This window comes from Sphingorhabdus sp. EL138 (genome assembly GCF_945890115.1).
GTDB lineage: Bacteria > Pseudomonadota > Alphaproteobacteria > Sphingomonadales > Sphingomonadaceae > Sphingorhabdus_B.
The window spans coordinates 14205-35067 of record NZ_CAMDCK010000016.1; the positions used below are offsets into that span (position 1 = coordinate 14205).

A 20863-nucleotide genomic window follows, 5' to 3' on the forward strand; every position below is an offset into this window, starting at 1 on the left:
ATTCACACGTCTTAAAGAGGTGGGGGATGGCAAAAAGGATATTGGTAAATGCGGCTGGAAAATAAAGTAGCGGTCATCACCGGCGGAGCAATGGGCATAGGTGCTGCAACGGCGAGCCGATTTATTGCAGAAGGCTGCAAGGTCGTCATCGGCGACATACAACGCGGCCCGGGCGAAGCTTTTGCAGCACAATTTGGCGACAAAGCTGCCTTTGCCGTTTGCGACGTGACGCAGGAAGACCATGTTGCTGCGCTTGTGGATCTTGCCATCAGCCGGTTCGGTAAGTTGGATGTTATGTTCAATAATGCCGGTATCATCGGCGCGGTCGGACCGATTGATACAACGCCAGCCGATGAATGGGCCGCTTCGCTTGCGGTGCTGGTCAATGGTGTGTTTTTTGGCATGAAGCACGCAGCACGCGTCATGAAACCTGCGGAATGCGGCAGCATAATCAGCATGGCCAGCACGGCTGGCTTGATGGGTGGACTTGGCCCGCATGCTTATGCAGCAGGAAAGCACGCTGTCGTTGGGATGACCAAGAATGTCGCTGCTGAGCTGTGCCATTTTGGAATTCGCGTCAATTCAATTGCCGCCGCAAGCATGGCGACCCCGATGGTTGCGAATGTCCTGACCGGCGACCCTGGCAATATCGAAGAAGCCAAGCGCATATTGGCGGAAGTTTCTCCGCTGCGCGGGCGAGCAGGTCTCGCCGAAGACGTTGCTAATGCTGCTCTGTGGCTGGCGAGCGATGAATCGGGTTACACCACTGGTCACACGCTAACGACAGATGCCGGGACGACTATTGGCGCGACCGCTGCAAAACCGAACTTCAGCGAGTATCAGCCGATGATCGGCGAAGTAGTCGCAAAGGCCAGCTAATAGCGGCTGCTAGAGTGGCTGGCCATATACCGCCCCAGGCGCCACCTGGTGCTATGCCCATGGATGTTGCCTAAGTACGCCGCATATCCTCGGCTAGTCATTCAGAGTTGCTGGGAACAATGAATACCAAAGCCATGATTGCGGCTGTTAAATGACCTAGAAGCAGGGATGCGCGCTGGCTTGCCAGCGCTACCCCGATCAGATTACTCAGAAAGCTGCTTCAAGGTATCCGATGTCACCCAAAGGCGAACATAGCAGGGCGCGCGAGCGCCAAACTTAGCCTGTATCAGGCTAATATCTAGTGTGGATTTAATCATGAATCTCAGATAAGCGAGCCATGGAAATCAGACAGAAAATTTTTGAAAAGTAACGTAACATGAGTACAGCACAACAGCAGTTAACCTTGTCTGAACCAGACAGAAAAAATGCCGGAAGCACGGATGGGCTGTTGAGTGATGATCTGCTTGCTTGCATTGGCCGGACGTCCGCACCTCGGACCGAAATTGCCTCTCGGCGCGAAATACGTAAATATTCAATTGCGACGGGCTGGAAGAAAAAAGAATATCTGGATGGCGATGAAGCCCCGCCCTTATTTCATCTCGCTCTGTTCTGGGATATGGTTGAACTTGATAAGCTGACTCCCGACGGCGTTTCAATCGATGAATTGCTACCCAAATTTCCGCTTGAAAAAGCAATGGCTGGCGGCCTCAGTATCGATTATTTCAGACCTATCATGGCAGAGGATGTTCTGGTTGCCACACGCACCCTGACCAATATCTATGAAAAATCTGGCTCGCAGGGGCCGATCATTTTTTATGAAGTTATCATGCGCGTGGAAACGGCCGCTGGCGAACTTGTCCTCACTGAAAAAACAACACGGCTCTTGCGATAATGAACACATCGAAAATAACAGACCTAAAGCCAGGCGACACCTTACCCGGTCGTGCTTACGCGCCAGATAATGTCCAGAATTTCATGTATAGCGCCGCGCTTTGGAATGCCCATCGCATCCATTTCGATATGCCTTACGCTACTGAAGTCGAAGGCTATCCCGGTATTGTGATGTCGGGACCGATGCTTGGCGACTGGCTGACCCAATGTGTTATAGAATGGCTGGATGGTGCGGGCCAGATGACGCAGCTTGAATATTCGAACCGCAAAGCCGCATATATAGGCGAGACAGTGACCTCAGGCGGGCGGGTGCTTTCGGTGGATCATGACACGGGTTCCGCAAGACTTGAAATCTTCATCAAGAATGAAGCCGGTGACGTGATCGTTCCGGGCACTGCCGTCGTTGCCTTCAATAAGGCCTGATCGGAAACAATCATGGATAGCTTGCGAGGAAAAGTTGCCATTGTTGGGGCTGCGGACACTCAGGTGGGAAAGCTTCCCCAATTCAGCCCCACCGGCTTGTGTATCGATGCGGCACGGCGCGCTATGGCAGATGCCCGTATCACAAAGGACCAGATCGATGGGCTAATCACCTGCAATTCGATGGCCGAACCCTATATGTATCACGCCGAAGCAATGGCCGAATATATGCAAATATTCCCGCGCTATTGCATGAGCGTGGGCGCTGGCGGCAGCACGACCTTTTCGATCCTGCATCATGCAGCGGCTGCGATCGTCAGCGGCATGTGCCATACCGTCCTGATCACGATGGCCGACAGTTTGCGCAGCGGCCTGACACGAGATCAGGCTATGAAAATGCAGTCGTCGGCGGGCCATTCTCAGTTTGAAATTCCCTTCGGCCCCACGGTCCCAGCTTTTTACGCCCTTATCGCCCGTGCCCATATGCACAAATATGGCACGACCGCCGAACAGTTTGCCGCAATCGCCGTCGCCTGCCGCAAACATGCCTGCCTCAACCCGGCCGCCGAAATGCGCACCCCTATCACCATAGATGATGTCATGAATTCGCGCATGATTGCAGATCCCTTACACCTGCTCGACTGTTCATTGGTGTCGGACGGTGGATCAGCGATCATCATGACCTCGGCTGATAGAGCCGCGGATTTCCCGCATCACCCTGTGTATATCCTAGGTGTGGGCGAAGGGCATGGCCATGAACATATCAGCCAAGCACAAAGCCTGACCACATCCTTCGCTGCGGAATCGGGCCGTCGGGCTTATGCTATGGCGGGCCTTAAGCCGAGCGACATGGACTTCGCACAATTATACGATTGTTTCACACCCACAGTGCTGGTGGAGCTTGAAGATTTAGGCTTTTGTCAAAAGGGTGAAGGCGGCGCATTTGTGGAAAATGGCAATATTGAACTGGGTGGTATGTTGCCCGTCAATACCCATGGCGGGCTTTTATCGCATTGCCATCCGGGTAATCCGGGGTCGATGTTTGCACTCACCGAAACCGTGACGCAGCTTCGTGGCACGGCGGGCGCGCGTCAAGTCGAGGACGCCAAAGTCGCGATTGTGCATGGCCAAGGCGGCATCATGTCTAGCCATACCACAGTGATCCTTGGGCGGGAGCGGTACTGATGACCGGCCAGATAGAAAAATTTCTCCCCTGCCCGACCCCAGAATCCGCGCCTTTCTGGCAGGGCTGCCGCGATCATAAACTATTGCTGCAATATTGTGCGGCCTGCGGCACGCATCAATTCTACCCGCGCATTATCTGCGCGAACTGCATGTCCCAACAACTGGAATGGCGTGAAGCCAGCGGACGCGGCACTGTGGAAACCTACAGCATCGTCACGCGCGCTGTGTCGGACGCATATGCAGCAGACGTCCCCTATGTTATTGCCCTAATCACGCTTGAGGAAGGCCCGCGAATGATGAGCAATGTCATCGGCTGCGATGTCGAAAGCGTAAAATGCGGCGTCGCCGTCGAAGTGGTTTTCGAGCAGTGGTCGGCTGAAATCACTATGCCCAAATTCCGGCCTGTCGCAGGTCATCCTGCAAGCTAGGCGAAGATGTGGGCCCTGCATAGCGGGTAACAGACCATCCTAGTCGGGGCACAGTCACAGCGTATTAGCAAGACGGTCCGCGTCAGCAAAAGCCTGTGCCATAGCCGCCGCGACAACATCGTCAGGGCCGAAAGTTCCCGCCACGCGCACCGCACTGATGTCCGTCACACCGATGAAGCCCAACCATGCCTTCAAATATGCGAGTTGAAAATCCAGCCCGTCAATTTCGGGCAGGCTGCCAAAGGGCATTGCGCTGGCAGCAACGATTATCGCCCGCCGTCCCTGAGCCAACCCTTCGACATTGCCAACGCTATCGTTGCGGAATGTGAGGCCCGGCTGGGTCAAGATATCAATATATTGTTTCAGCCGATACGGGATGCCGAAATTCCACATCGGTGTGGCTATCAAATAGCTATCAAATGACAGAAATTGATCAGTCCATTTCTTCAGATCTCGCCATGCGTCTACTTGCTCAGGATCAACCGCATCGCCGGCGAGCAAATGATAGCGACCTGCAACGGCATCTTGATCAAATGCGGGCAAATCTATCTCGAACAAGTCAAGACGCTCGACTGATAATGCTGGATTTCGCTCTTTAAGGCTCGCCAGCAAATGATCGGCAACCATGGCTGATCGCGACCGTTCCTTGCGTGGACTGGCCCCGATATACAGCAGCCTGTTCATTCAACATCCATGTCGATGTGGATGACATCGTCGATTATTTCGACGTCCCAGACATTTATCGGCAATTTCGTTAATGTCCCCATGGCGGAACCATCACGCATGTCGAAGCGGACACCGTGCGCGGGACAAAAGATATGAAACCCCTTCAATTTGCCGCCTTCGAGGGCCTGCAAGGCATGGCTGCACCTGTTCTCGATAGCGAACACGCCAGCAGGAGTGCGGGCGACGAGCAAAGACTTTCCATGCAAAGCGAACGTACGGGTGCCATTTTCGGGAATATCGCAAAGCGGCGCGACAGGTATTTTCACGGTTTCAGCATCCTTGATCAACGATGTGCCTAATCAGTCGAAAACGCATGTAAATCCCTTCGAAAAATCTGCATCTTTTACCCGCTAAAGATGCCTGAAGTGCCTTGAAAAAGCAAACATGATTGTCGTTTTGGGTTAGCACTCTATACGAGATTACAGCAGTTTTTAAAGGTCATGGGCTATGGATGCGAAAACGACGCGGCGTATCAAAGACAACATCGCATTCGAAGCCGCGCGCACCGAGCCCCCGGCGGGTTTTCCGCGGCTACCCGACATCGCAGCGGCCCGCTATACCGATCCGCAATTTCTTGAATTGGAAAAACAGGGTCTTTGGAAACGCAGCTGGCTTTATGCTGGCCACGCCAGCCAAGTCGCTGAACCGGGAAGCTGGTTCCTCACGCGCAATACCGGGACGCCCATTCTGATCGTGCGTGATCTGCAGGGTGAATTGCGCGCCTTCTACAACACCTGCCGCCATCGCGGTGGGCCACTTGTCACCGAAGAGGCCGGCCAAGGTCGGGGCTTTGTCTGCGGCTATCACGGCTGGAGCTATACGCTCGATGGTCAGTTGAAATCGGTACGCGACAAGCGCGATTTCGTCGATCTCGACTTTGCCTGTCGGTCGCTGCTGTCTGTCCGCTGTGAAATGCTGGGTGGCTGGATTTTTATCAACGAGGAGGCTGATGCGTTGGGGCTGCTCGAGAGCTTAGGGCCGTTGGAAAGCGAACTTCGGCAATTTGATCTCGACAATCTCATGCTCGTCCAATCGCGCAGCTATGACGTTGCTTGTAACGTGAAAGTGCTGCTGGATGTATTCTTGGAAGTGTATCATCTAAAATCGATCCACCAGAACACGGCCGACCGGTTCCTCGATCACCGCGGTATGACCGCCACCCTTTGGCCGCATGGCCATTCACGGATGATCACGCCCAATCGTCGGCCAGATTGGATCGATCCCGGCACACGGGGAATGCCGGAAATCGCAAGCGTCACCGAGATTCCCCGCATAAACAATGTCAGTTACAACATCTTTCCCAATATCGTAATGCCCCCAACAGCAACGGGTATACCCATGCTCGTTTTCTGGCCAAAAACGGCGAACTCGATGCAGATTGAATGCCATTGGTTTGGCCCCAAGCTACCAGCAAAAGACCTTAGCCCGCTTTGGGAAACACGGATCAAAAACTTTGAAACGATCCTGCTCGAAGATTTAAGGTTCGCGTCACAGATTCAGGAATCCGTCGAAGGTCCTGGTTTCATAGGCATGCCCCTCAACTATCAGGAGCGCCGCATCTATCATTGGCACGAGGAAGCAGATCGCCGGATTGGCCCCGAACGCGTGCCAGCCGCCATGCGCGTCCAACAGGTGCTTAACGACTGGGTTGAAAAGCTTTGATATAAGTATGGCCCATCGCGGCCACGATTACTTGCCGCCCGGCGTGAAGACCATGAGAAGGTTACCCGGCATATGGTAATAAAGACCATAGCCAGAATTGACGACGACATGGCCATTGGCCACTGTCGCACCCGGGCCGCTCATGCCCCCGCCCCTCGCTGTCGAACCTGAAATCGTCTGTACAGGCAATGTTGTATCCACAGTCCATATGGCTTTACCCGAACGGCTGTCATAGGCCCTAAAGCGACCATCAAGATGCCCCGCGAAGACAAATCCGTTCAAAGCCGTAACGGCCGCGGAAATGCCGGGATCACAGTTTTCCCGATTGCCGCAAATATTATCTGCTTTTGACTTCCAAAATACACGGCCATTTGCAGCATCGATTGCGTGGATACCGGCCCCGCGTAGCTTTGCACTATAAACGCGGCCGTCTTTCGTATCTTCCATGTCATTAATTGGAACGTAAACAAGACGCCCTTGGGCTGCCATTCCAAAATGAACGCCACCCTGCGTTCCGCCATGGCCAAGGGTCGTTTTCCACACAGTCTTCCCCGTATCCGGGTCAAGGCCATAGACATCCGCCGATTTCTGTCCAGCAACGATCATGTTTTTTCCGCCACCTATTGGCACAACAAGCACGGAAGCCGCCACATCGAGATCGGGGCCATTTTCCTTGGGGCAATTGTCATTGCCTATCATGCAACCCACATTCCAGGCATCGCCTTTGGTCAGCTGGGTCACCCAAATCCGTTTACCCGTTTTTGCATTTACAGCAAACACGGCGTCGCTATTCCCATCAGCAGGGGAAGAGTAATTCTCTCCCGATCCGAAATAGACACGGTTTGTTGCCGCATCAAAAGTAGGGCTATTCCAAATTGGAGCGCCCGATGGCCCGATAATATCCGTTCCAACTTTGGTCTTGCCATAACGAACGCCCGGAGCGGTAACACTATAATGCCGCCAATTGACGGAACCCGACTTGGCATTAAGTGCCACGACCGAACCCCTAAAAGTGCAGCATGCATAATTTGGATCGGCAGCAGCGGTTACTTCCAGTGACGAGACAGGAACGAAGATCTGCCCGCCTCCAATGGTGGGCGTTCCTGTGATCGTTGCGTTTGAATGGTCATCCATTTTCGCCTTCCAAACGAGCTTACCCGTCATCGCATCAAGAGCATACATGCGGGCCAGCACATCCCCGAAATATAGCCGCTTTGTCTCAGGATCTATAACGACAGCGGTTCGCACTTCAGCGGATGCCCGGAAAGACCAACGCATACAGCCTGTTTCGAGATCAAACGCGTACACTGTACCGTCTTGGCTTCCCACAAACACCGCGCCCCAGCCGATGGATGGCTGAGACCTCGCCCTTTGGGCCTTTGGATAAGCGAACGCCCATTTCAGCTTTAGCTGCGGGACTTGTTCCTTGGTCAAACCTGCTTGTTGGGACGAAATATATCTTCTGTTATCATGCCCCCAGCCCGTCTTCGCGGGCAGCGATGCCGTGTCAAACCGCGCAAACTGCGCATTGCATGAAGCAGGCGGCGCAGGTGCCTTGTAATCTGCAAGTGATGTGCGGGTCAGATATTCTGCAATCTGCAGGCGTTGCAGAGGCGAAAGTTTGGCGGCCTGCTGGCTCATTATCCCGCCATTCATGGAAGCCAGGATAGCGTCCGGGGCCATCATTTCAAGCCAGACCTGCTGAGGTGCTTTGGGCACGCCACCATTATGGCAGGCGGCGCAATTTTCTTGAAACAGGCCCTTTCCGGGATGCTTCTCTACATCGATGGCTGGGCCATCTCGCGACTGCATTTCGTCAGTCGAAGTCATTCTTTCCCCGCCGACCTTGTCAGCAGATGGTTCACTACACCCTGACAAGGCAAGCGACGCAGCTAAAACCAATCCGATCCAACTGCGTCGCATAACCTTATCCTCGCTTCTCTTTAGAACTTCGCGCCAGCTTCAACGCCAAAATAGCGCGGCGGACCGTAGAGCGTGAATGTCCACAAACCACCAACAACTTGGCTAGCGGTTTCATAACGCTTATCGGTCAGGTTCTTGCCAACGAGACGGAGCGAATATTTATCGTCCAAATCGGTAAGGGTGATCGACCCATTCAGCAAAGTCCGAGCACGCAGGAAGGTGTTATCCCGCACATCGGCAATCGACTGCGTAAACAGGTTCTGCCCGACATAGCTAACATTGGCATTTACTGCCAATTTCAGATTGCCGCTGACTGGTGTTGAATAAGTCCCATCGACGGACCATTGCCATTTAGGTGCACGGTCCATCGGAGCTTTCGACAGATCATAGCCTGCGGGTATCGGCGTTGCATATTTCCGGTACTTCGCATCTTGATAGCCAAGAACGCCGCGAAGGGTAAGCCCATCGGTTGGGATCAGTGTTGCCTCTGCCTCAAGGCCCTTTACCCGGGCGCTTGCTGCGTTGAAGAAACGTGTGACCTGATTAGGCTGGCCATTGACAACGATGGGCACAACAATCTGCTTTTGCAGATCGCTATAATCCACCCAGAAACCGGTCAGGTTAAGCCGCGCGCGGTTGTCCAGGAACTGAGTCTTTACACCAGCCTCATAGCTATCGGCCTTCTCCGGTTTTGTCGCAGCGGATGCTTTGGCAAATGCCGCCAAGTCAGTCCCAAACGGCCCGAAGCCACCGATCTGGTCGTTGAAGCCGCCGCCCTTGAAACCATGAGAATAGGTCGCATACAAGAACGTATCTTCACTGGCCTTATAGGAAGCGGAGAACCGATAAGTCGGCTCATTATCGCTTGCGCGCACGGTGACGACGCCAGCTTTATAGTTGTAAACACTCGCATCAAGAGGCTGCTCGATTTTGATGCTTGGATCAAACGCCCCGCCCAATGCCGGTATGAATACCTGCTGGCGACCGCGCCACGTTTTGCGTTCCCAAGTGTAGCGACCGCCCGCTGTGAGTGAAAGCTTGTCATTTACCTTGAAAGTGCCCTCGGCAAACACAGCTGTCGATTTCGCCTTTTGCGCGTTGCACAAAAGATAAGGCGAATTGTTCCAGGCACCGAAGGGCAGAGGACCGCCCGTAAGATCAAGGAAGCCAAGCAACTGGTTTACGCAGAAATCAGCTTCGTCCCTTTGGTAGAAGCCGCCAGCAACAAAATCAAATGCACCACCTAGGTCTGAGGCAAAGCGCAATTCTTGCTGCCAAGTCTTGCGGTCGTCATCGCGCGTGGCATCGAACAGAGACAGAACCGAACCGTCTGCAGCTACTGGAGCCTGACCGGTGTAGGTGTTCGGCAAGCGCGAACGCTGGCTGCGCCAACCGGTGATTGACGTGAACGTGCCCATTCCGACATCCAGGTTCATGTTGAGGTAGACGCCATCGACATTTACGACATGGCCATCCTGCATCCGCATCAGACCATCTTGACGGTTCGACACGCCTCCATTGTTAAGGGGGTCAGTGTTCTTGTTGCCGCGCGAACCAACATTCAGGGCATCGAACAAGAAGAAACGGCCGCCGCCATTGACAGGCGTTTCATTCACTGTCGCAGGCGTTTCCGAACTATCGCGGATCATTTCATATTGCAGCAAGGCATCAAAATTGTCTGATGGCTCCCAAAGCAATTTGGCACGCAAATTATAGACATCTGCGCCGCCCACGCGGCTGCCATCGCCACAACCCGACCGGCCAACAAATTTCGCCGTGGTTGCGGGCAACGCCGGTGGTGTCGTTAAAAAGGTTCCAACCGGACCATAGCAAGCGCCGTTGCGCACGAAACCGTCCGAATATTCATATCCGCCAACAAGGCGCAATGCGAGTTGGTCTTGGATGATTGGAATATTGACTGCTGCGTTGCCGCTGTAAGACTTAAAGCTACCGGCCGCGAGGCGGAACTCAGCTCCAAAACTGGAGAGATCTGGCCGCTTTGTTTTCACTGTCACAGCGCCGCCGATTGCGTTCTTGCCGAACAATGTACCTTGCGGTCCGCGCAACACTTCAACTTGCTGCACATCAAAGGTATCCAACAACTGCGTTTGAACGCTGGCCATGACAAAGTCGTCAACAGTTACCAGCACGGACGGCTCAAAATAAACGATGATGTTATTCTGCCCAACGCCACGCATCGCGAAGGAGGCTGCATTGAAGCCAGTTATCTTTGCGGCGGAGAAGTTAGGAACAAAAGACGCAAGATCGCCGATATTGTCAGGGCTTGCCTGCTCGATGATGGTTTGGTCGACTGCGGTGATTGCAATCGGTGTCGTCTGGAGATTGGAGTCGCGCCGCGTCGCGGTGACAATGATCTCTGACAGGCCAGTCTCGTCTGAAGTGACTTCCGTCGTCTGTGCAAAAGCAGGTGTTGCAAGCGCCAGCACTAAACCTGTGCCTAAGCCGCGCGTGAAAATTTTACTAACCATTAGATAGTTCCCTCCAATTTCATTCAAGCGGTTGTTTTTTGCTTTTGCACCACTCGATTCTTAAGGTCTGCCACATATCAAAATAACAATCAATCATGTTTGTTTTTTTCTAAAACCGTGCCATTATACGGTCCGATAGCAAAAGGAGGTCAGTTAATGAGTTTCGATTTTCGGCTCTGGGATATTCATACCGGCGCGCATCATCCATTCAATGATCGGGCGCCTAGAATAGAGAACGGAACTGGGCGGCCTGACCCGAAACGTTACCATGGCGCTGACTATAAGGACGCTGAATGGAACCGGATGTGGACCCAAAGCTGGTTGCTCGCTGGCCCGACAAGTGACCTTCGCGACGATGGCGATTTTATCCGATTCGACATTGCCGATGAGAGCTTCATTGTGGTCCGGCAAGAGGATGGCAGCTTAAAGGCGCATTATAATGTGTGCCCCCATAGAGGGAGCCAGTTGATCCTAGCCGATTTCGGTTCGGTCGGGAATTTTACCTGCCCCTTCCACAGCTGGCAATTCGACCTAGATGGCACCAATACAAAAGTGACGGACGAATTCTCCTTTCATCCTGAAACTCTGTGCCATGACCGCAATCTTACCTCAGTCCGGTGCGAAGAGGTAGCTGGCCTTGCCTTCATATCTCTTTCAGACAAGCTGCCGGCACTACGCGCATGGCTTGGTCCCGTGGCGGAGCAGCTAGAGACCTACGATATTGGCGCGATGAATGTTATTCAGCATAAGCAAACTGAATGGGCCGCGAATTGGAAAGGCGGCGTGGATGCCTTTTATGAGATCTACCACCTTCACGCTGTTCATCCTGAAACACAAGGTGTCATGGATGACCGCACACAGATCGACCTCTATCCCAACGGAATGAGCCGTCAGTTCGTGCCATTTGGACAACCATCGCCCCGGTTCCCTGACCAGATAACCGTGAATGACGGCATTAAGATGATGCTGCGCGATGCAGGCATTGATCCAGATTCATTTGAAGGCACCGCCCAAGACAGCCGCGCCGCAATCCAAGTTGCAAAGCGCGAACGCGCTAAGCGTTTTGGTCTCGAATATGACAAATTCAGTGATACCCAATTAAGCGATTCAACCATTTATGGCATATTTCCTAATGTGCAGATTGGTTGTCACCCTGAAGCCGTATTCATCCATCGGTTCCTGCCGCATCCAGAAGATGCGAACCGGTTCACTTACGACACCTGCATTCTTTTCGCGCATGTTGACGCACCGGGCTATGGCCCACCTGCTTGGATGGGGTTGGCCGATGGGACGGATACAACGGGGATGACCCGCCCTGAGATCGAACGCGTTCCACTTGGCGAGCCGCCTAATCTTGGACAGGTTTTGGATCAGGATTCCGAGCTATTACCAATTGTTCAAAAAGGGTCGCGCTCGCGCGGATTCCGCGGGCCGATTTGGAGCGAGCAGGAAGCAAGGCTGCGCCACTTCCACGCAGAGCTTGACCGATATATTGATGGAGAGATTTGAAAATGAGCTGGACCTTCCTTTCACGCTTTAACGTCAAGGCAGACCGAGAAGCAGAATTCTTGTCGCTCATTCCACAAATGGAAATGAACGCTGCCGAAGAAATCGGAACCTTGGCATATAAATTTTATCGCCTTGATGCGCCGCATACTTTCGCGGTTTTTGAAAGCTTTGTGGATGAAGCTGCTGATCAAGCCCATCAGGCCAACCCCGCGAGCACGGACATCATAACAACCATGATTGAGTGTATAGATGGAACATATGTCCGTGAATATCTGCTTCCGATAGCGCCATGACGCATATTTACACTCTGGGTGAGCTGTTGCGGAACGGAGCCTCTCTCCGCCCGCAAGAGATGGCTCTTATCTTCCCCGACAAGCGAACCAGCTATGCTGATTTGAATGACAGAGCACGGCTTTGGGCGGCGGCGCTTATCGCGCGGGGCGTTCAGCCGGGCGATCATGTGGGCATCTTGCTGACAACCCGCCCTGAATTTGTAGAAGTGCTGTTCGGCATTGCGATGGCCGGAGCCGTTGCTGTCCCCGTGAACGCGCGATACCAGCCCGGAGAGCTTGCATTTCTTGTCAGAGATGCGGACTTGGTTTGCCTGATCACCACAGGCCGCGTGGCTGACGCGCTTGATTTCAGTGAGCGGCTGATGGCAGCGCTCCCATCGCTCGCTGCCGCACCAGATCCAGAAAATTTGTCACTGGAAGAAGCGCCTAACCTCCGGTCAATTATCTGTGTCGACGAGCCTTGTCCGGCAAGCTTAGTGTCGGCAGCCTCGGCGCTAGCCGTCCAACCGCTACCTACGCAAATCTCCCAAGAGATTGATGCTCGGATCGACGCGGTTGATCCCCAAAGCATAGCCATGATCCTCTATACATCTGGGACAACAGCCAATCCAAAGGGCTGCCTAATCCGCCACCGGGGGATTGTCGGAAATAGCCGCAATCTGGGCCTGCGCTACGAAATGCAGCCGGGCGACAGATTCTGGTCGCCCTTGCCCATTTTTCACATCGCCGGGATTCTACCTCTGGTGTCCATTCTCGATATTGGCGGCGCTTACCTGACAATCCCGAATTTCGATGCCGGTGTCGCGCTGTCCATGCTGGAAACGGAAAAAGCCACGCACGCATATCCATGCTTTGTAACCATCATGCAGGATCTGATCGAACATCCCCATTTTACCAAAACGGATCTGTCCAGCGTCCGCCTGATGAATGCCAATTTGGGTGTGCAGCCAGACTGGATCAGAGATGCGATGGTCAAAGCCATGCCGCACACGATCATGGTGGGCACCTATGGCCTAACCGAAGGCTCCGGCACGATTTGCACAAGCAGGACGACAGACCCATGGGAAGCCCGCGGCTGGAGGCTGGGAGTACCTCTTGATGAATGGGAAGTCCGGATCGTTGACATCGAAACCGGCAAAGTTTGTGGCTGTGATGAAAAGGGTGAAATCGTCGCGCGCGGGCCGAATATGCTTGCCGGCTATTATAATGCCCCAGAAAAAACTGCCGAAGTCATTGACGCAGATGGTTGGTTCCATACAGGCGACATCGGTTCATTTGATGCGCAGGGGCAGATCATGTTTCACGGCCGAACCAAGGACATGCTAAAAGTCGGTGGAGAGAATGTGGCTGCAGCAGAGATTGAAGCGGTACTTCAGTCGCATCCTGCAGTCAAGTTGGCGCAAGTCACCGGCATTCCGCACCCCCGCTATGTCGAGGTACCGGCGGCCTTTGTCGAGTTGGCTGACGGCACTAACACCAGCGAGGCAGAATTGATCGCACATTGCACCGGCAAGCTAGCCGGCTTCAAACTGCCTCGTCATGTCTGCTTTGTGACCGAATGGCCGATGTCAGCCTCCAAAATTCAGAAATTCCGCCTGCGCGACATGCTTGTCGCCAAACTCAAGAAAGACTAACTTTATGCGTAAATCATTCATCGCAAAACTGGTAGCCAAGCCCGAAAAAGCCGCCGATCTCGAAGCGTTGCAGACCGAACTGCGGCAACTTGTCCAGGCCCATGAACCAGATTGCGAAGTCTATGAATTGTTCAAGGCGGCAGACGAACCCTTTACTTATTTCTGTATCGCGACGTTCAAATCCGAAGCGGCATTTGATTATCACATGGGCATCGACTTCCACGATCGTCTTGTTCCGCCAATCCTTGACTGTCTGGCGCAAGATATGGTCCTGAGCTTTCACGAAGCCGTCTGACGAACAGTGAACATGAAAATCCTGCCTAAATTGCAACACACCGACTCAAGCAAACGAGCCGTTACTGGAGTCGCGCCTGCGCCGCCAACGCAGCAATGGCTCAAAAGTGCTCAGACCAAGAAGCGGCTGATAGAAGGTGCCATTCGTTGCATCGTGAAATTTGGCTATTCGAAAACGACCACTTTACGCGTCGCGGCAGAGGCCGGTCTATCTCGCGGTGCGATGCTCCATCATTTTGAAAATGGCGAAGCGTTGATGCGTGCCGTGATCGCCGAGCTAAATGATAAGCGACTGCGGGCGATTCGGCGCACCGGCGATATGGACAGCCGGGGTGTCCACGAAGTCGTTCGGACCTATTGGAACCAGCTTTCCAGCTCGAGCTTTACCGCATTCCACGAACTGTCGATTGCCGCGCGGACCGATCAGGGGCTGGCCCAGATACTCGAACCTGCACAGGCCGAATTTCGCGAGCGGCGATATGCCCTGTCCATCGAGGCCTTCCCCGAATGGCAGAAAAACCGAACGAATTTCGATCTTGCACTTGCGTTGTCGCAGCAAACGATTGAAGGCATGGCTATCAACCGGCTGGTCCATGGGCTGGATGAAGCGATGGTGGAACCATTACTGACCAATCTTGAACGGCAGATCCAAGAGTTGAAACCGCCCGCTGATTAGGGGGTGATGCAATTGTCACCGGAATTCGGTCGCGGGCGAGAAAAAAAGCGTGTCTTTCGTGGCGACCAAGGTCAGTTAGTTTACCAACACGCATATCGCTAAAGCCCCGCCGATAAGGAGAGAGGCCGGGGGGATGATCTTGGCCTCTCTGCACAATTCGTGGCGAAATCCCTGTAAAAATCCCTGTAAAAAATTTTTCATTGGAATTATCCTTCGCCGACACAGCCCTGCATTGCGTCCGCTATTGCCTTGCTGCGTAACATGATCCGAAATACCCCGATCAACTATGGCGAAAACACGTGCAATCAGAGCAGGTTAGCGAAAATTCGATACATGTCAATTGCAGGGACGACGGGTCTTTGAGCGGAATTATGGTCGCCCCAGCGTAGGCTGGGGCCTATCGCGCCTGTCGGCCTCCCCATACACAAATGATGGGCACCAGCCTGCGCTGGGGCGACGGCAATTTTGGTGATGGGTTTTTTGGGGGTTACCCACCTGTCGGCGTCAATCCGTAATTCCAGACTCACTCATGTTCCCCATCGGCTCTGCGTCCCGATCCTGTGCCAAAGACGCTTGGTTTGAAAGTTGCCGTTGTATAGGTCGCAATCGTAATCGCTGCCGCACCGATTAAAACGATATGACCGATCAGATTGAAAGCAAAGAATGTATAGCTTCCAAAGGCAAGGCTGATCGCGAGAACCCACATGGCGCCTAAGGCTTGCAGAACATAATGCCGCGTTGAGACATCTGGAATATGCCGGAGCGGACTAACGTCGCTGTTGAATATGAAATTCCAAGCGTGAACCACTAAATTTTTCATTTGTCTCTTCCTTGGTTCCCGAAATGCTAAAGCGTTGTGCGCCTTTTATGACGATCTACCAACAGAATTACCGTCGGCCCCTCCGGAATCACGGAGGAATGACGGTCACAGGTGCGTCATCCCCGAAATAGCTATAGAGGACAACGGATTAGTCGGGCGCTTCTTCGTATCTTTGCGTCTTTGTGCGATAAATTGCATCGTCGTCTGGTAGATGGGCTTTGGCGTAGGGTGCGGCCCACAGGTTGGAACCCCTCACCAACTGCGCCTAGGCCGCTTCGCGGCCAAGGCTACGTATCCTCTCCCGCAAGGGGAGAGGGATGTGTAGTTTTCACATTGGAAGTCCTTTGCCCCTCTGCGTCCTCTGCGCCTCTGCGTGAACGACATCATGCTGCGGATTAGACATGGAACTGGCCACGCCGCGAACGCACATTAACAAAGAGAGGGTAAATGGTGCACCCGGAGCGATTCGAACGCCCGGCCCTCAGATTCGTAGTCTGATGCTCTATCCAGCTGAGCTACGGGTGCACTGGAACGCCGCTATTAGGGACGGCGGGCCGCATGTGCAATAGCTATTTTGACCTTCAAACCTGCTTGCAGGTCGATTTCTGGCGGATGGCGTCGATCGTTGGGAAGGTGCTCGCTGGGGCGACGAGTATGCGGATCAGCACTAATCCCCTGTCATAGCCGACGCGCACGGGTTCATAACCTGCTGGCGCCGTCTGCCCCGCTTTCACAAGGGCTAGCCGCGCGGCTTTGCCTTTGGTGTCCCTGTCGCTGCGTACCGCGGCCACATCAGTGCGGGCATCGAATATGCTCACTGACCAATAATGGCCCGGCACAGGCTGCACATCAACCAGCACGGGTCCTTTGGACACATCAAAAACGCAGGTAGAGTAAGAAAGATCTGGGCTTGGCCTAACGATGGTCTGATTATCCGCCGTCGTCATTGGCGCAAAGGCAAACTGGTTGGCTGGCCCTTGCTTGCCGACTTTCATCAACGCGGCCTGCATCAACGCGTAAGGCGTGGCCAGCAATGTCGCCTGATAGGCCCCAAATGCCATAAGGCCGCCCGCCAATATCGGAAAGATCCAGCGCCGCATCATGCACATCCCTTGCGGTCGATAGCCGGCATTTGCGCTGTCTCAGGGCTTTTGATGATATCAGCCGACGGGTGATAGAGACGCAAGGTTAGGTCAAATGCCTCCACCGACCCCGTTGGCAGCCAACTGCCGGATTGCGTATCTGGCGACACGGTGAACGACCAGCGCCCTTGCGCGTCCGTGGTTACCGCGCTGGCAGGGATGGACCAACGCTTGGCGGCGTTTTTCACAAGCCAACCTTCGCCTTCATATAACGTCACGCTCCACCAGCGGCCATCAAGCGTTCCACCGCGCACGTCATAGGTGCAGCGCCCGTCAAGCGCGCGGCCATTGCTATCGCGGGTGGCGGTGAAATACATCGCCTCTTTGGCGGGCAAGGCCAGTAGGCCGGACAAAGCGACCTTGGCACGGGTGAGCGTGCTAGCATCCACTGTGCCGAAGCTTTTTCCCGTCTCCCATGGTCCGCTGGAGACAAGACCATCGTTCAATCCGCCGCGCACTAGCTGCACAGCATAAGCCGCGCCGCCGATTAGGCCCAATGCGACACATATGACATATCTATGCCACGTTTTCATTCGGCTTCCTCCCGCGCCTGACCCTAAACGCCCTTTTTACCGACGTGCCAACGCCGCCTGCGCCGCCGCCAAACGCGCAATCGGCACACGATAGGGTGAGGCGCTGACATAATCGAGGCCGACCTTTTCGCAAAAAGTGATCGACGCCGGATCGCCGCCATGTTCGCCGCAAATGCCCAATTTGATATCAGGACGCGTTGCGCGGCCCTTATGCACGGCGATCTCGATCAATTGGCCAACGCCTTCGACATCTAGGCTGACAAAGGGGTCGCGGGCGTAAATGCCCTTGTCGACATAATGCGTCAGGAAGCGTGCGGCGTCATCGCGACTGACACCCAAGGTGGTTTGCGTCAGGTCATTGGTGCCAAAGCTGAAGAAGCTGCCGACTTCGGCAATTTCATCGGCCATCAACGCCGCGCGGGGCAGTTCGATCATCGTGCCGACAAGATATTCAATCCGCTTACCCTGTTCGGCAAAGACCGCTTCTGCGGCCTTGTCGACGACGTCCTTCATCAATTCCAACTCGTGGCGCGTGCCGACGAGCGGGATCATGATTTCGGGCACAGGTGCGACGGCAAGGCTGCACGCGGCCTCAAAAATGGCCCGCGCCTGCATCTCGTAGATTTCGGGATAAGTGACACCCAAACGGCATCCACGGTGGCCAAGCATGGGGTTGAATTCATGCAGTTCGGACGCGCGTTGTTTCAAAACCTCAACACCTACGCCCGCGGCTGCCGCAACCTCGGCAAATTCGCTTTCCTGATGCGGCAAGAATTCATGCAAGGGTGGGTCCAACAAACGAATGGTAACGGGCAGGCCCGCCATGACTTCGAAAATTGCGGCAAAATCCTTGCGCTGTTCGGGCAATAACTTGTCGAGCGCGACGCGGCGGCCCTTTTCATCATCGGCCAATATCATCTGGCGCACCGCAGTAATGCGGGCGGCGTCAAAGAACATATGCTCCGTCCGGCACAGGCCAATGCCCTCCGCCCCGAAATCGCGCGCGGTTTGCGCGTCGGACGGGGTTTCGGCATTGGCGCGGACCTTCATGCGGCGACCCGCATCGGCCCAGACCATCAACGTCCCGAAATCACCCACCAATTCAGGTTGGATCGTCGGCACTTCGCCCGCCATCACTTCGCCGGTTGACCCATCCAATGTGATGATGTCGCCCTCTTTCAAGGTCCGCCCTGATATGCGCAAAACTTTGGCCGCTGCGTCAATCTGAAGGCTGCCTGCGCCCGATACGCAAGGCCGCCCCATGCCGCGTGCGACAACGGCAGCATGGCTGGTCATCCCGCCGCGCGCGGTCAAAATGCCCTTGGCGGCGTGCATACCGTGAATATCCTCAGGGCTGGTTTCGATACGGACCAATATAACCGCCTTGCCCAATTCGCTGAACCGTTCGGCAGTATCGGCATCAAAGACAATTTCGCCCGATGCCGCGCCCGGTGACGCTGGCAGGCCAGAGGTCAGCACGTCGCGTGACGCTTGCGGATCCAGCGTTGGGTGCAACAACTGGTCCAGCGCCATCGGATCAATGCGCAACACCGCCTCATCGGTGGTGATCATGCCAGATTGGGCCATATCGACGGCGATTTTCAAGGCGGCCTTGGCGGTGCGCTTGCCCGAACGGGTTTGCAGCATCCACAATTTCTCCCGCTCAACGGTGAATTCAATATCCTGCATATCGCGATAATGCGTTTCAAGAATGTCGAACACGCGCGCCAGTTCGGCATAAACCGTCGGCATCGCCTCTTCCATCGACAGCGGCTTTGCGCCTGCGCGTTCCCGTGCCGCCTTGGTCAGATATTGCGGGGTGCGTATCCCTGCGACAACATCCTCGCCCTGCGCATTGATCAGATATTCGCCGTAAAAGGCGTTCTCGCCCGTCGCCGGATCGCGGGTAAAGGCCACGCCCGTCGCCGACGTTTCGCCCATATTGCCAAAGACCATTGCCTGCACATTGACCGCAGTGCCCCAGTCGCCCGGAATATTGTTCAGGCGGCGATAGACCTTTGCCCGATCTGATTCCCATGATCCAAACACCGCGCCGACCGCGCCCCATAATTGGTCATGCACATCTTGCGGAAATGGCTTGCCCCATTCGGCAGCGACAAGGCGCTTATATTCGGCCACCAACGCCTTTAGGTCATCAGCGGACAATTCGGTATCAAGGTAGAAACCGCGATCTTCCTTCGCGATCTCCAACGCCTCTTCAAACGCGCCATGATCCAATTCCAACACCACATCAGCATACATTTGAATGAAGCGGCGATAGCTGTCCCACGCAAAGCGCGCATCACCCGACGAAGCGGCCAGCCCTTCGACCGTCTGGTCATTCAGCCCCAAGTTCAACACCGTATCCATCATTCCCGGCATCGACACCCGCGCGCCCGAACGCACCGACACCAACAACGGATTGGCGGGATCGCCAAAGGATTTGCCCGTTACCTGCTCAATATGGGCAAGGCCATGGGCGACTTCGGCGCGGACACTGTCGGGGAAGCTTTGGCCATTGGTATAATAAGCCGCGCACATTTCGGTCGTGATCGTGAAGCCTGGGGGGACAGGCAAGCCAATCGACGCCATGCCATCCAGATTCGCGCCCTTACCGCCCAAGATATTTTTATTGCCGCGAACGGTTTCGTCGCCGTCCGACACACCGCCACCGAACCGATATACATATTGGGTCATCCCGCAGCCATTCCTTTTACTTGGCTTTATTGCTTGGCCGCCGTTGTGCAGTGCAGCGCATTGGAGTCAAGTCCGCAGGGCGGTTATTTTCCGGATTTATTGGCGAATAACATGAAGCGCGCCAAAGGCCATTTGAAAGAGAGCAGATACAAGACGTGCAATACGACCAGCGCAACCGCCAGATTTGCGAGATATTCATGCGCTTCTTCGGTCATTTCGCCGGATTCATCTTCGCGGCCCTCGCGTGCATTTTCACCCGAAAGGGAAAAGGAACTAAGCGCGCTTGGCTGCAACGCGCGCCCCTTGTCCATCATGATACCCGTGCCCGTTGCGCCAATCACGGAAATAGCGATTCCCGCCAGCAGGACTTGGCTAATGGCCGGATGGGTCATGATACCTTTTAGGTGCAAATCCTTGAACGAGGGGTGGAAACGCGCAAGCCCCAATTGCGGCGCGCCGCTCAACGCCCAAATCAGCCGGAATAATATCAAGGCCGCCACGCCATAGCCCAGCCACGCATGGACAAGGCCCATTTCGCCCGAAAAATAGGCCCCCAATACGCTCAGCGCGAGAAAGGCGTGAAAAATGCGGATGCGGTGCATGACGGCCATATGTATGTTCCTTTCGACAGGAAACACGCCAAACGCCCATTCGGCCCCGAT

20 protein-coding genes and 1 tRNA gene are annotated in these 20863 nt (G+C 54.5%); 11 read left to right on the plus strand and 10 right to left on the minus strand.

Going from position 1 to position 20863, the window contains the following annotated elements; translation table 11 throughout:
* Positions 1-48 precede the first annotated feature (48 nt).
* From Q0O07_RS08645 to Q0O07_RS08665, 5 genes are all read left to right on the plus strand, one after another.
* Entirely contained in the window at positions 49-879 is an 831-nt protein-coding gene (locus Q0O07_RS08645; protein ID WP_295492566.1) for an SDR family oxidoreductase, read from the plus strand.
* A gap of 376 nt (positions 880-1255) precedes the next feature.
* Positions 1256-1771 carry a MaoC family dehydratase N-terminal domain-containing protein gene (locus Q0O07_RS08650; RefSeq protein WP_295492568.1) on the plus strand — a complete coding sequence of 172 codons (516 nt, stop codon included), beginning with the start codon at positions 1256-1258 and terminating at the stop codon, positions 1769-1771.
* A complete protein-coding gene (locus Q0O07_RS08655) occupies positions 1771-2193 on the plus strand; it encodes a hypothetical protein (RefSeq protein ID WP_295492570.1) in 423 nt (140 codons plus the stop codon). Before Q0O07_RS08650 ends, Q0O07_RS08655 begins: the two co-directional genes overlap by 1 nt.
* Positions 2194-2205: 12 nt before the next feature.
* Positions 2206-3375 carry a thiolase gene (locus Q0O07_RS08660; RefSeq protein WP_295492572.1) on the plus strand — a complete coding sequence of 390 codons (1170 nt, stop codon included), beginning with the start codon at positions 2206-2208 and terminating at the stop codon, positions 3373-3375.
* Positions 3375-3803 (plus strand): Zn-ribbon domain-containing OB-fold protein, encoded by a 429-nt coding sequence (locus Q0O07_RS08665; protein WP_295492574.1) that lies wholly within the window; start codon positions 3375-3377, stop codon positions 3801-3803. The genes Q0O07_RS08660 and Q0O07_RS08665 overlap by 1 nt, the downstream gene beginning before the upstream one ends.
* 54 nt (positions 3804-3857) lie before the next feature.
* Here Q0O07_RS08665 and Q0O07_RS08670 read toward each other — a convergent pair whose 3' ends face one another.
* Both Q0O07_RS08670 and Q0O07_RS08675 read right to left on the minus strand, forming a co-directional pair.
* On the minus strand, positions 3858-4487 hold the full coding sequence (locus Q0O07_RS08670; protein WP_295492576.1) for an NAD(P)H-dependent oxidoreductase: 630 nt from the start codon (positions 4485-4487) through the stop codon (positions 3858-3860).
* A complete protein-coding gene (locus Q0O07_RS08675) occupies positions 4484-4795 on the minus strand; it encodes a Rieske 2Fe-2S domain-containing protein (RefSeq protein WP_295492578.1) in 312 nt (103 codons plus the stop codon). The genes Q0O07_RS08670 and Q0O07_RS08675 overlap by 4 nt, the downstream gene beginning before the upstream one ends.
* 181 nt (positions 4796-4976) lie before the next feature.
* On the opposite strand from Q0O07_RS08675, the gene Q0O07_RS08680 reads away from it, so the two are divergent.
* A complete protein-coding gene (locus tag Q0O07_RS08680) occupies positions 4977-6191 on the plus strand; it encodes an aromatic ring-hydroxylating dioxygenase subunit alpha (protein ID WP_295492580.1) in 1215 nt (404 codons plus the stop codon).
* Positions 6192-6218: 27 nt separating this feature from the next.
* Here the strand turns inward: Q0O07_RS08680 and Q0O07_RS08685 are convergent, their stop codons facing one another.
* Together Q0O07_RS08685 and Q0O07_RS08690 are read right to left on the minus strand one after the other, a co-directional pair.
* Positions 6219-8021, minus strand: coding sequence for a PQQ-binding-like beta-propeller repeat protein (locus Q0O07_RS08685; protein WP_295492582.1), 1803 nt, complete (start codon positions 8019-8021; stop codon positions 6219-6221).
* A gap of 113 nt (positions 8022-8134) precedes the next feature.
* Positions 8135-10603, minus strand: a complete 2469-nt coding sequence (locus Q0O07_RS08690) for a TonB-dependent receptor (protein WP_295492583.1) — start codon at positions 10601-10603, stop codon at positions 8135-8137.
* Positions 10604-10759: 156 nt separating this feature from the next.
* Here Q0O07_RS08690 and Q0O07_RS08695 point away from each other — a divergent pair, with 156 nt between their 5' ends.
* Genes Q0O07_RS08695 through Q0O07_RS08715 form a run of 5 tightly spaced genes read left to right on the plus strand, consistent with a single transcriptional unit; the run spans position 10760 to position 15009 of the window.
* On the plus strand, positions 10760-12112 hold the full coding sequence (locus tag Q0O07_RS08695; RefSeq protein WP_295492584.1) for an aromatic ring-hydroxylating dioxygenase subunit alpha: 1353 nt from the start codon (positions 10760-10762) through the stop codon (positions 12110-12112).
* A gap of 2 nt (positions 12113-12114) precedes the next feature.
* A complete protein-coding gene (locus Q0O07_RS08700; RefSeq protein WP_295492585.1) occupies positions 12115-12405 on the plus strand; it encodes an antibiotic biosynthesis monooxygenase in 291 nt (96 codons plus the stop codon).
* Positions 12402-14039: a class I adenylate-forming enzyme family protein gene (locus Q0O07_RS08705; protein WP_295492586.1), complete on the plus strand. Its 1638-nt coding sequence runs from the start codon at positions 12402-12404 to the stop codon at positions 14037-14039. The genes Q0O07_RS08700 and Q0O07_RS08705 overlap by 4 nt, the downstream gene beginning before the upstream one ends.
* A 4-nt stretch (positions 14040-14043) precedes the next feature.
* The gene (locus tag Q0O07_RS08710; RefSeq protein ID WP_295492587.1) at positions 14044-14334 is read left to right on the plus strand and encodes a putative quinol monooxygenase; all 291 of its coding nucleotides are present in this window, start codon (positions 14044-14046) and stop codon (positions 14332-14334) included.
* 12 nt (positions 14335-14346) lie between these two features.
* On the plus strand, positions 14347-15009 hold the full coding sequence (locus Q0O07_RS08715; protein ID WP_295492588.1) for a TetR/AcrR family transcriptional regulator: 663 nt from the start codon (positions 14347-14349) through the stop codon (positions 15007-15009).
* 523 nt (positions 15010-15532) lie between these two features.
* Here the strand turns inward: Q0O07_RS08715 and Q0O07_RS08720 are convergent.
* From Q0O07_RS08720 to Q0O07_RS08745, 6 genes are all read right to left on the minus strand, one after another.
* Positions 15533-15829 carry a hypothetical protein gene (locus Q0O07_RS08720; RefSeq protein ID WP_295492589.1) on the minus strand — a complete coding sequence of 99 codons (297 nt, stop codon included), beginning with the start codon at positions 15827-15829 and terminating at the stop codon, positions 15533-15535.
* 448 nt (positions 15830-16277) lie between these two features.
* A tRNA-Arg gene (locus Q0O07_RS08725) sits at positions 16278-16354 on the minus strand.
* Positions 16355-16410: 56 nt separating this feature from the next.
* Complete coding sequence (locus Q0O07_RS08730) at positions 16411-16932, minus strand: DUF1254 domain-containing protein (RefSeq protein ID WP_295492590.1); 522 nt, start codon at positions 16930-16932, stop codon at positions 16411-16413.
* Positions 16929-17504, minus strand: a complete 576-nt coding sequence (locus tag Q0O07_RS08735) for a DUF1214 domain-containing protein (protein ID WP_295492591.1) — start codon at positions 17502-17504, stop codon at positions 16929-16931. Before Q0O07_RS08735 ends, Q0O07_RS08730 begins: the two co-directional genes overlap by 4 nt.
* A gap of 36 nt (positions 17505-17540) precedes the next feature.
* Positions 17541-20201 carry a pyruvate, phosphate dikinase gene (gene ppdK / locus Q0O07_RS08740; protein ID WP_295492593.1) on the minus strand — a complete coding sequence of 887 codons (2661 nt, stop codon included), beginning with the start codon at positions 20199-20201 and terminating at the stop codon, positions 17541-17543.
* Between the two features lie 83 nt (positions 20202-20284).
* Positions 20285-20812, minus strand: coding sequence for a cytochrome b/b6 domain-containing protein (locus tag Q0O07_RS08745; RefSeq protein ID WP_295492595.1), 528 nt, complete (start codon positions 20810-20812; stop codon positions 20285-20287).
* Between the last annotated feature and the right edge of the window lie 51 nt (positions 20813-20863).

Bases quoted from the DNA above. Each gene is read 5' to 3' on its own strand.
- Q0O07_RS08645 (WP_295492566.1), top strand. From the start codon at position 49: ATGCGGCTGGAAAATAAAGTAGCGGTCATCACCGGCGGAGCAATGGGC.
- Q0O07_RS08650 (WP_295492568.1), top strand. From the start codon at position 1,256: ATGAGTACAGCACAACAGCAGTTAACCTTGTCTGAACCAGACAGAAAA.
- Q0O07_RS08655 (WP_295492570.1), top strand. From the start codon at position 1,771: ATGAACACATCGAAAATAACAGACCTAAAGCCAGGCGACACCTTACCC.
- Q0O07_RS08660 (WP_295492572.1), top strand. From the start codon at position 2,206: ATGGATAGCTTGCGAGGAAAAGTTGCCATTGTTGGGGCTGCGGACACT.
- Q0O07_RS08665 (WP_295492574.1), top strand. From the start codon at position 3,375: ATGACCGGCCAGATAGAAAAATTTCTCCCCTGCCCGACCCCAGAATCC.
- Q0O07_RS08670 (WP_295492576.1), bottom strand. From the start codon at position 4,487: ATGAACAGGCTGCTGTATATCGGGGCCAGTCCACGCAAGGAACGGTCG.
- Q0O07_RS08680 (WP_295492580.1), top strand. From the start codon at position 4,977: ATGGATGCGAAAACGACGCGGCGTATCAAAGACAACATCGCATTCGAA.
- Q0O07_RS08685 (WP_295492582.1), bottom strand. From the start codon at position 8,021: ATGACTTCGACTGACGAAATGCAGTCGCGAGATGGCCCAGCCATCGAT.
- Q0O07_RS08690 (WP_295492583.1), bottom strand. From the start codon at position 10,603: ATGGTTAGTAAAATTTTCACGCGCGGCTTAGGCACAGGTTTAGTGCTG.
- Q0O07_RS08695 (WP_295492584.1), top strand. From the start codon at position 10,760: ATGAGTTTCGATTTTCGGCTCTGGGATATTCATACCGGCGCGCATCAT.
- Q0O07_RS08700 (WP_295492585.1), top strand. From the start codon at position 12,115: ATGAGCTGGACCTTCCTTTCACGCTTTAACGTCAAGGCAGACCGAGAA.
- Q0O07_RS08705 (WP_295492586.1), top strand. From the start codon at position 12,402: ATGACGCATATTTACACTCTGGGTGAGCTGTTGCGGAACGGAGCCTCT.
- Q0O07_RS08710 (WP_295492587.1), top strand. From the start codon at position 14,044: ATGCGTAAATCATTCATCGCAAAACTGGTAGCCAAGCCCGAAAAAGCC.
- Q0O07_RS08715 (WP_295492588.1), top strand. From the start codon at position 14,347: ATGAAAATCCTGCCTAAATTGCAACACACCGACTCAAGCAAACGAGCC.
- Q0O07_RS08720 (WP_295492589.1), bottom strand. From the start codon at position 15,829: ATGAAAAATTTAGTGGTTCACGCTTGGAATTTCATATTCAACAGCGAC.
- Q0O07_RS08730 (WP_295492590.1), bottom strand. From the start codon at position 16,932: ATGATGCGGCGCTGGATCTTTCCGATATTGGCGGGCGGCCTTATGGCA.
- Q0O07_RS08735 (WP_295492591.1), bottom strand. From the start codon at position 17,504: ATGAAAACGTGGCATAGATATGTCATATGTGTCGCATTGGGCCTAATC.
- ppdK (WP_295492593.1), bottom strand. From the start codon at position 20,201: ATGACCCAATATGTATATCGGTTCGGTGGCGGTGTGTCGGACGGCGAC.
- Q0O07_RS08745 (WP_295492595.1), bottom strand. From the start codon at position 20,812: ATGGCCGTCATGCACCGCATCCGCATTTTTCACGCCTTTCTCGCGCTG.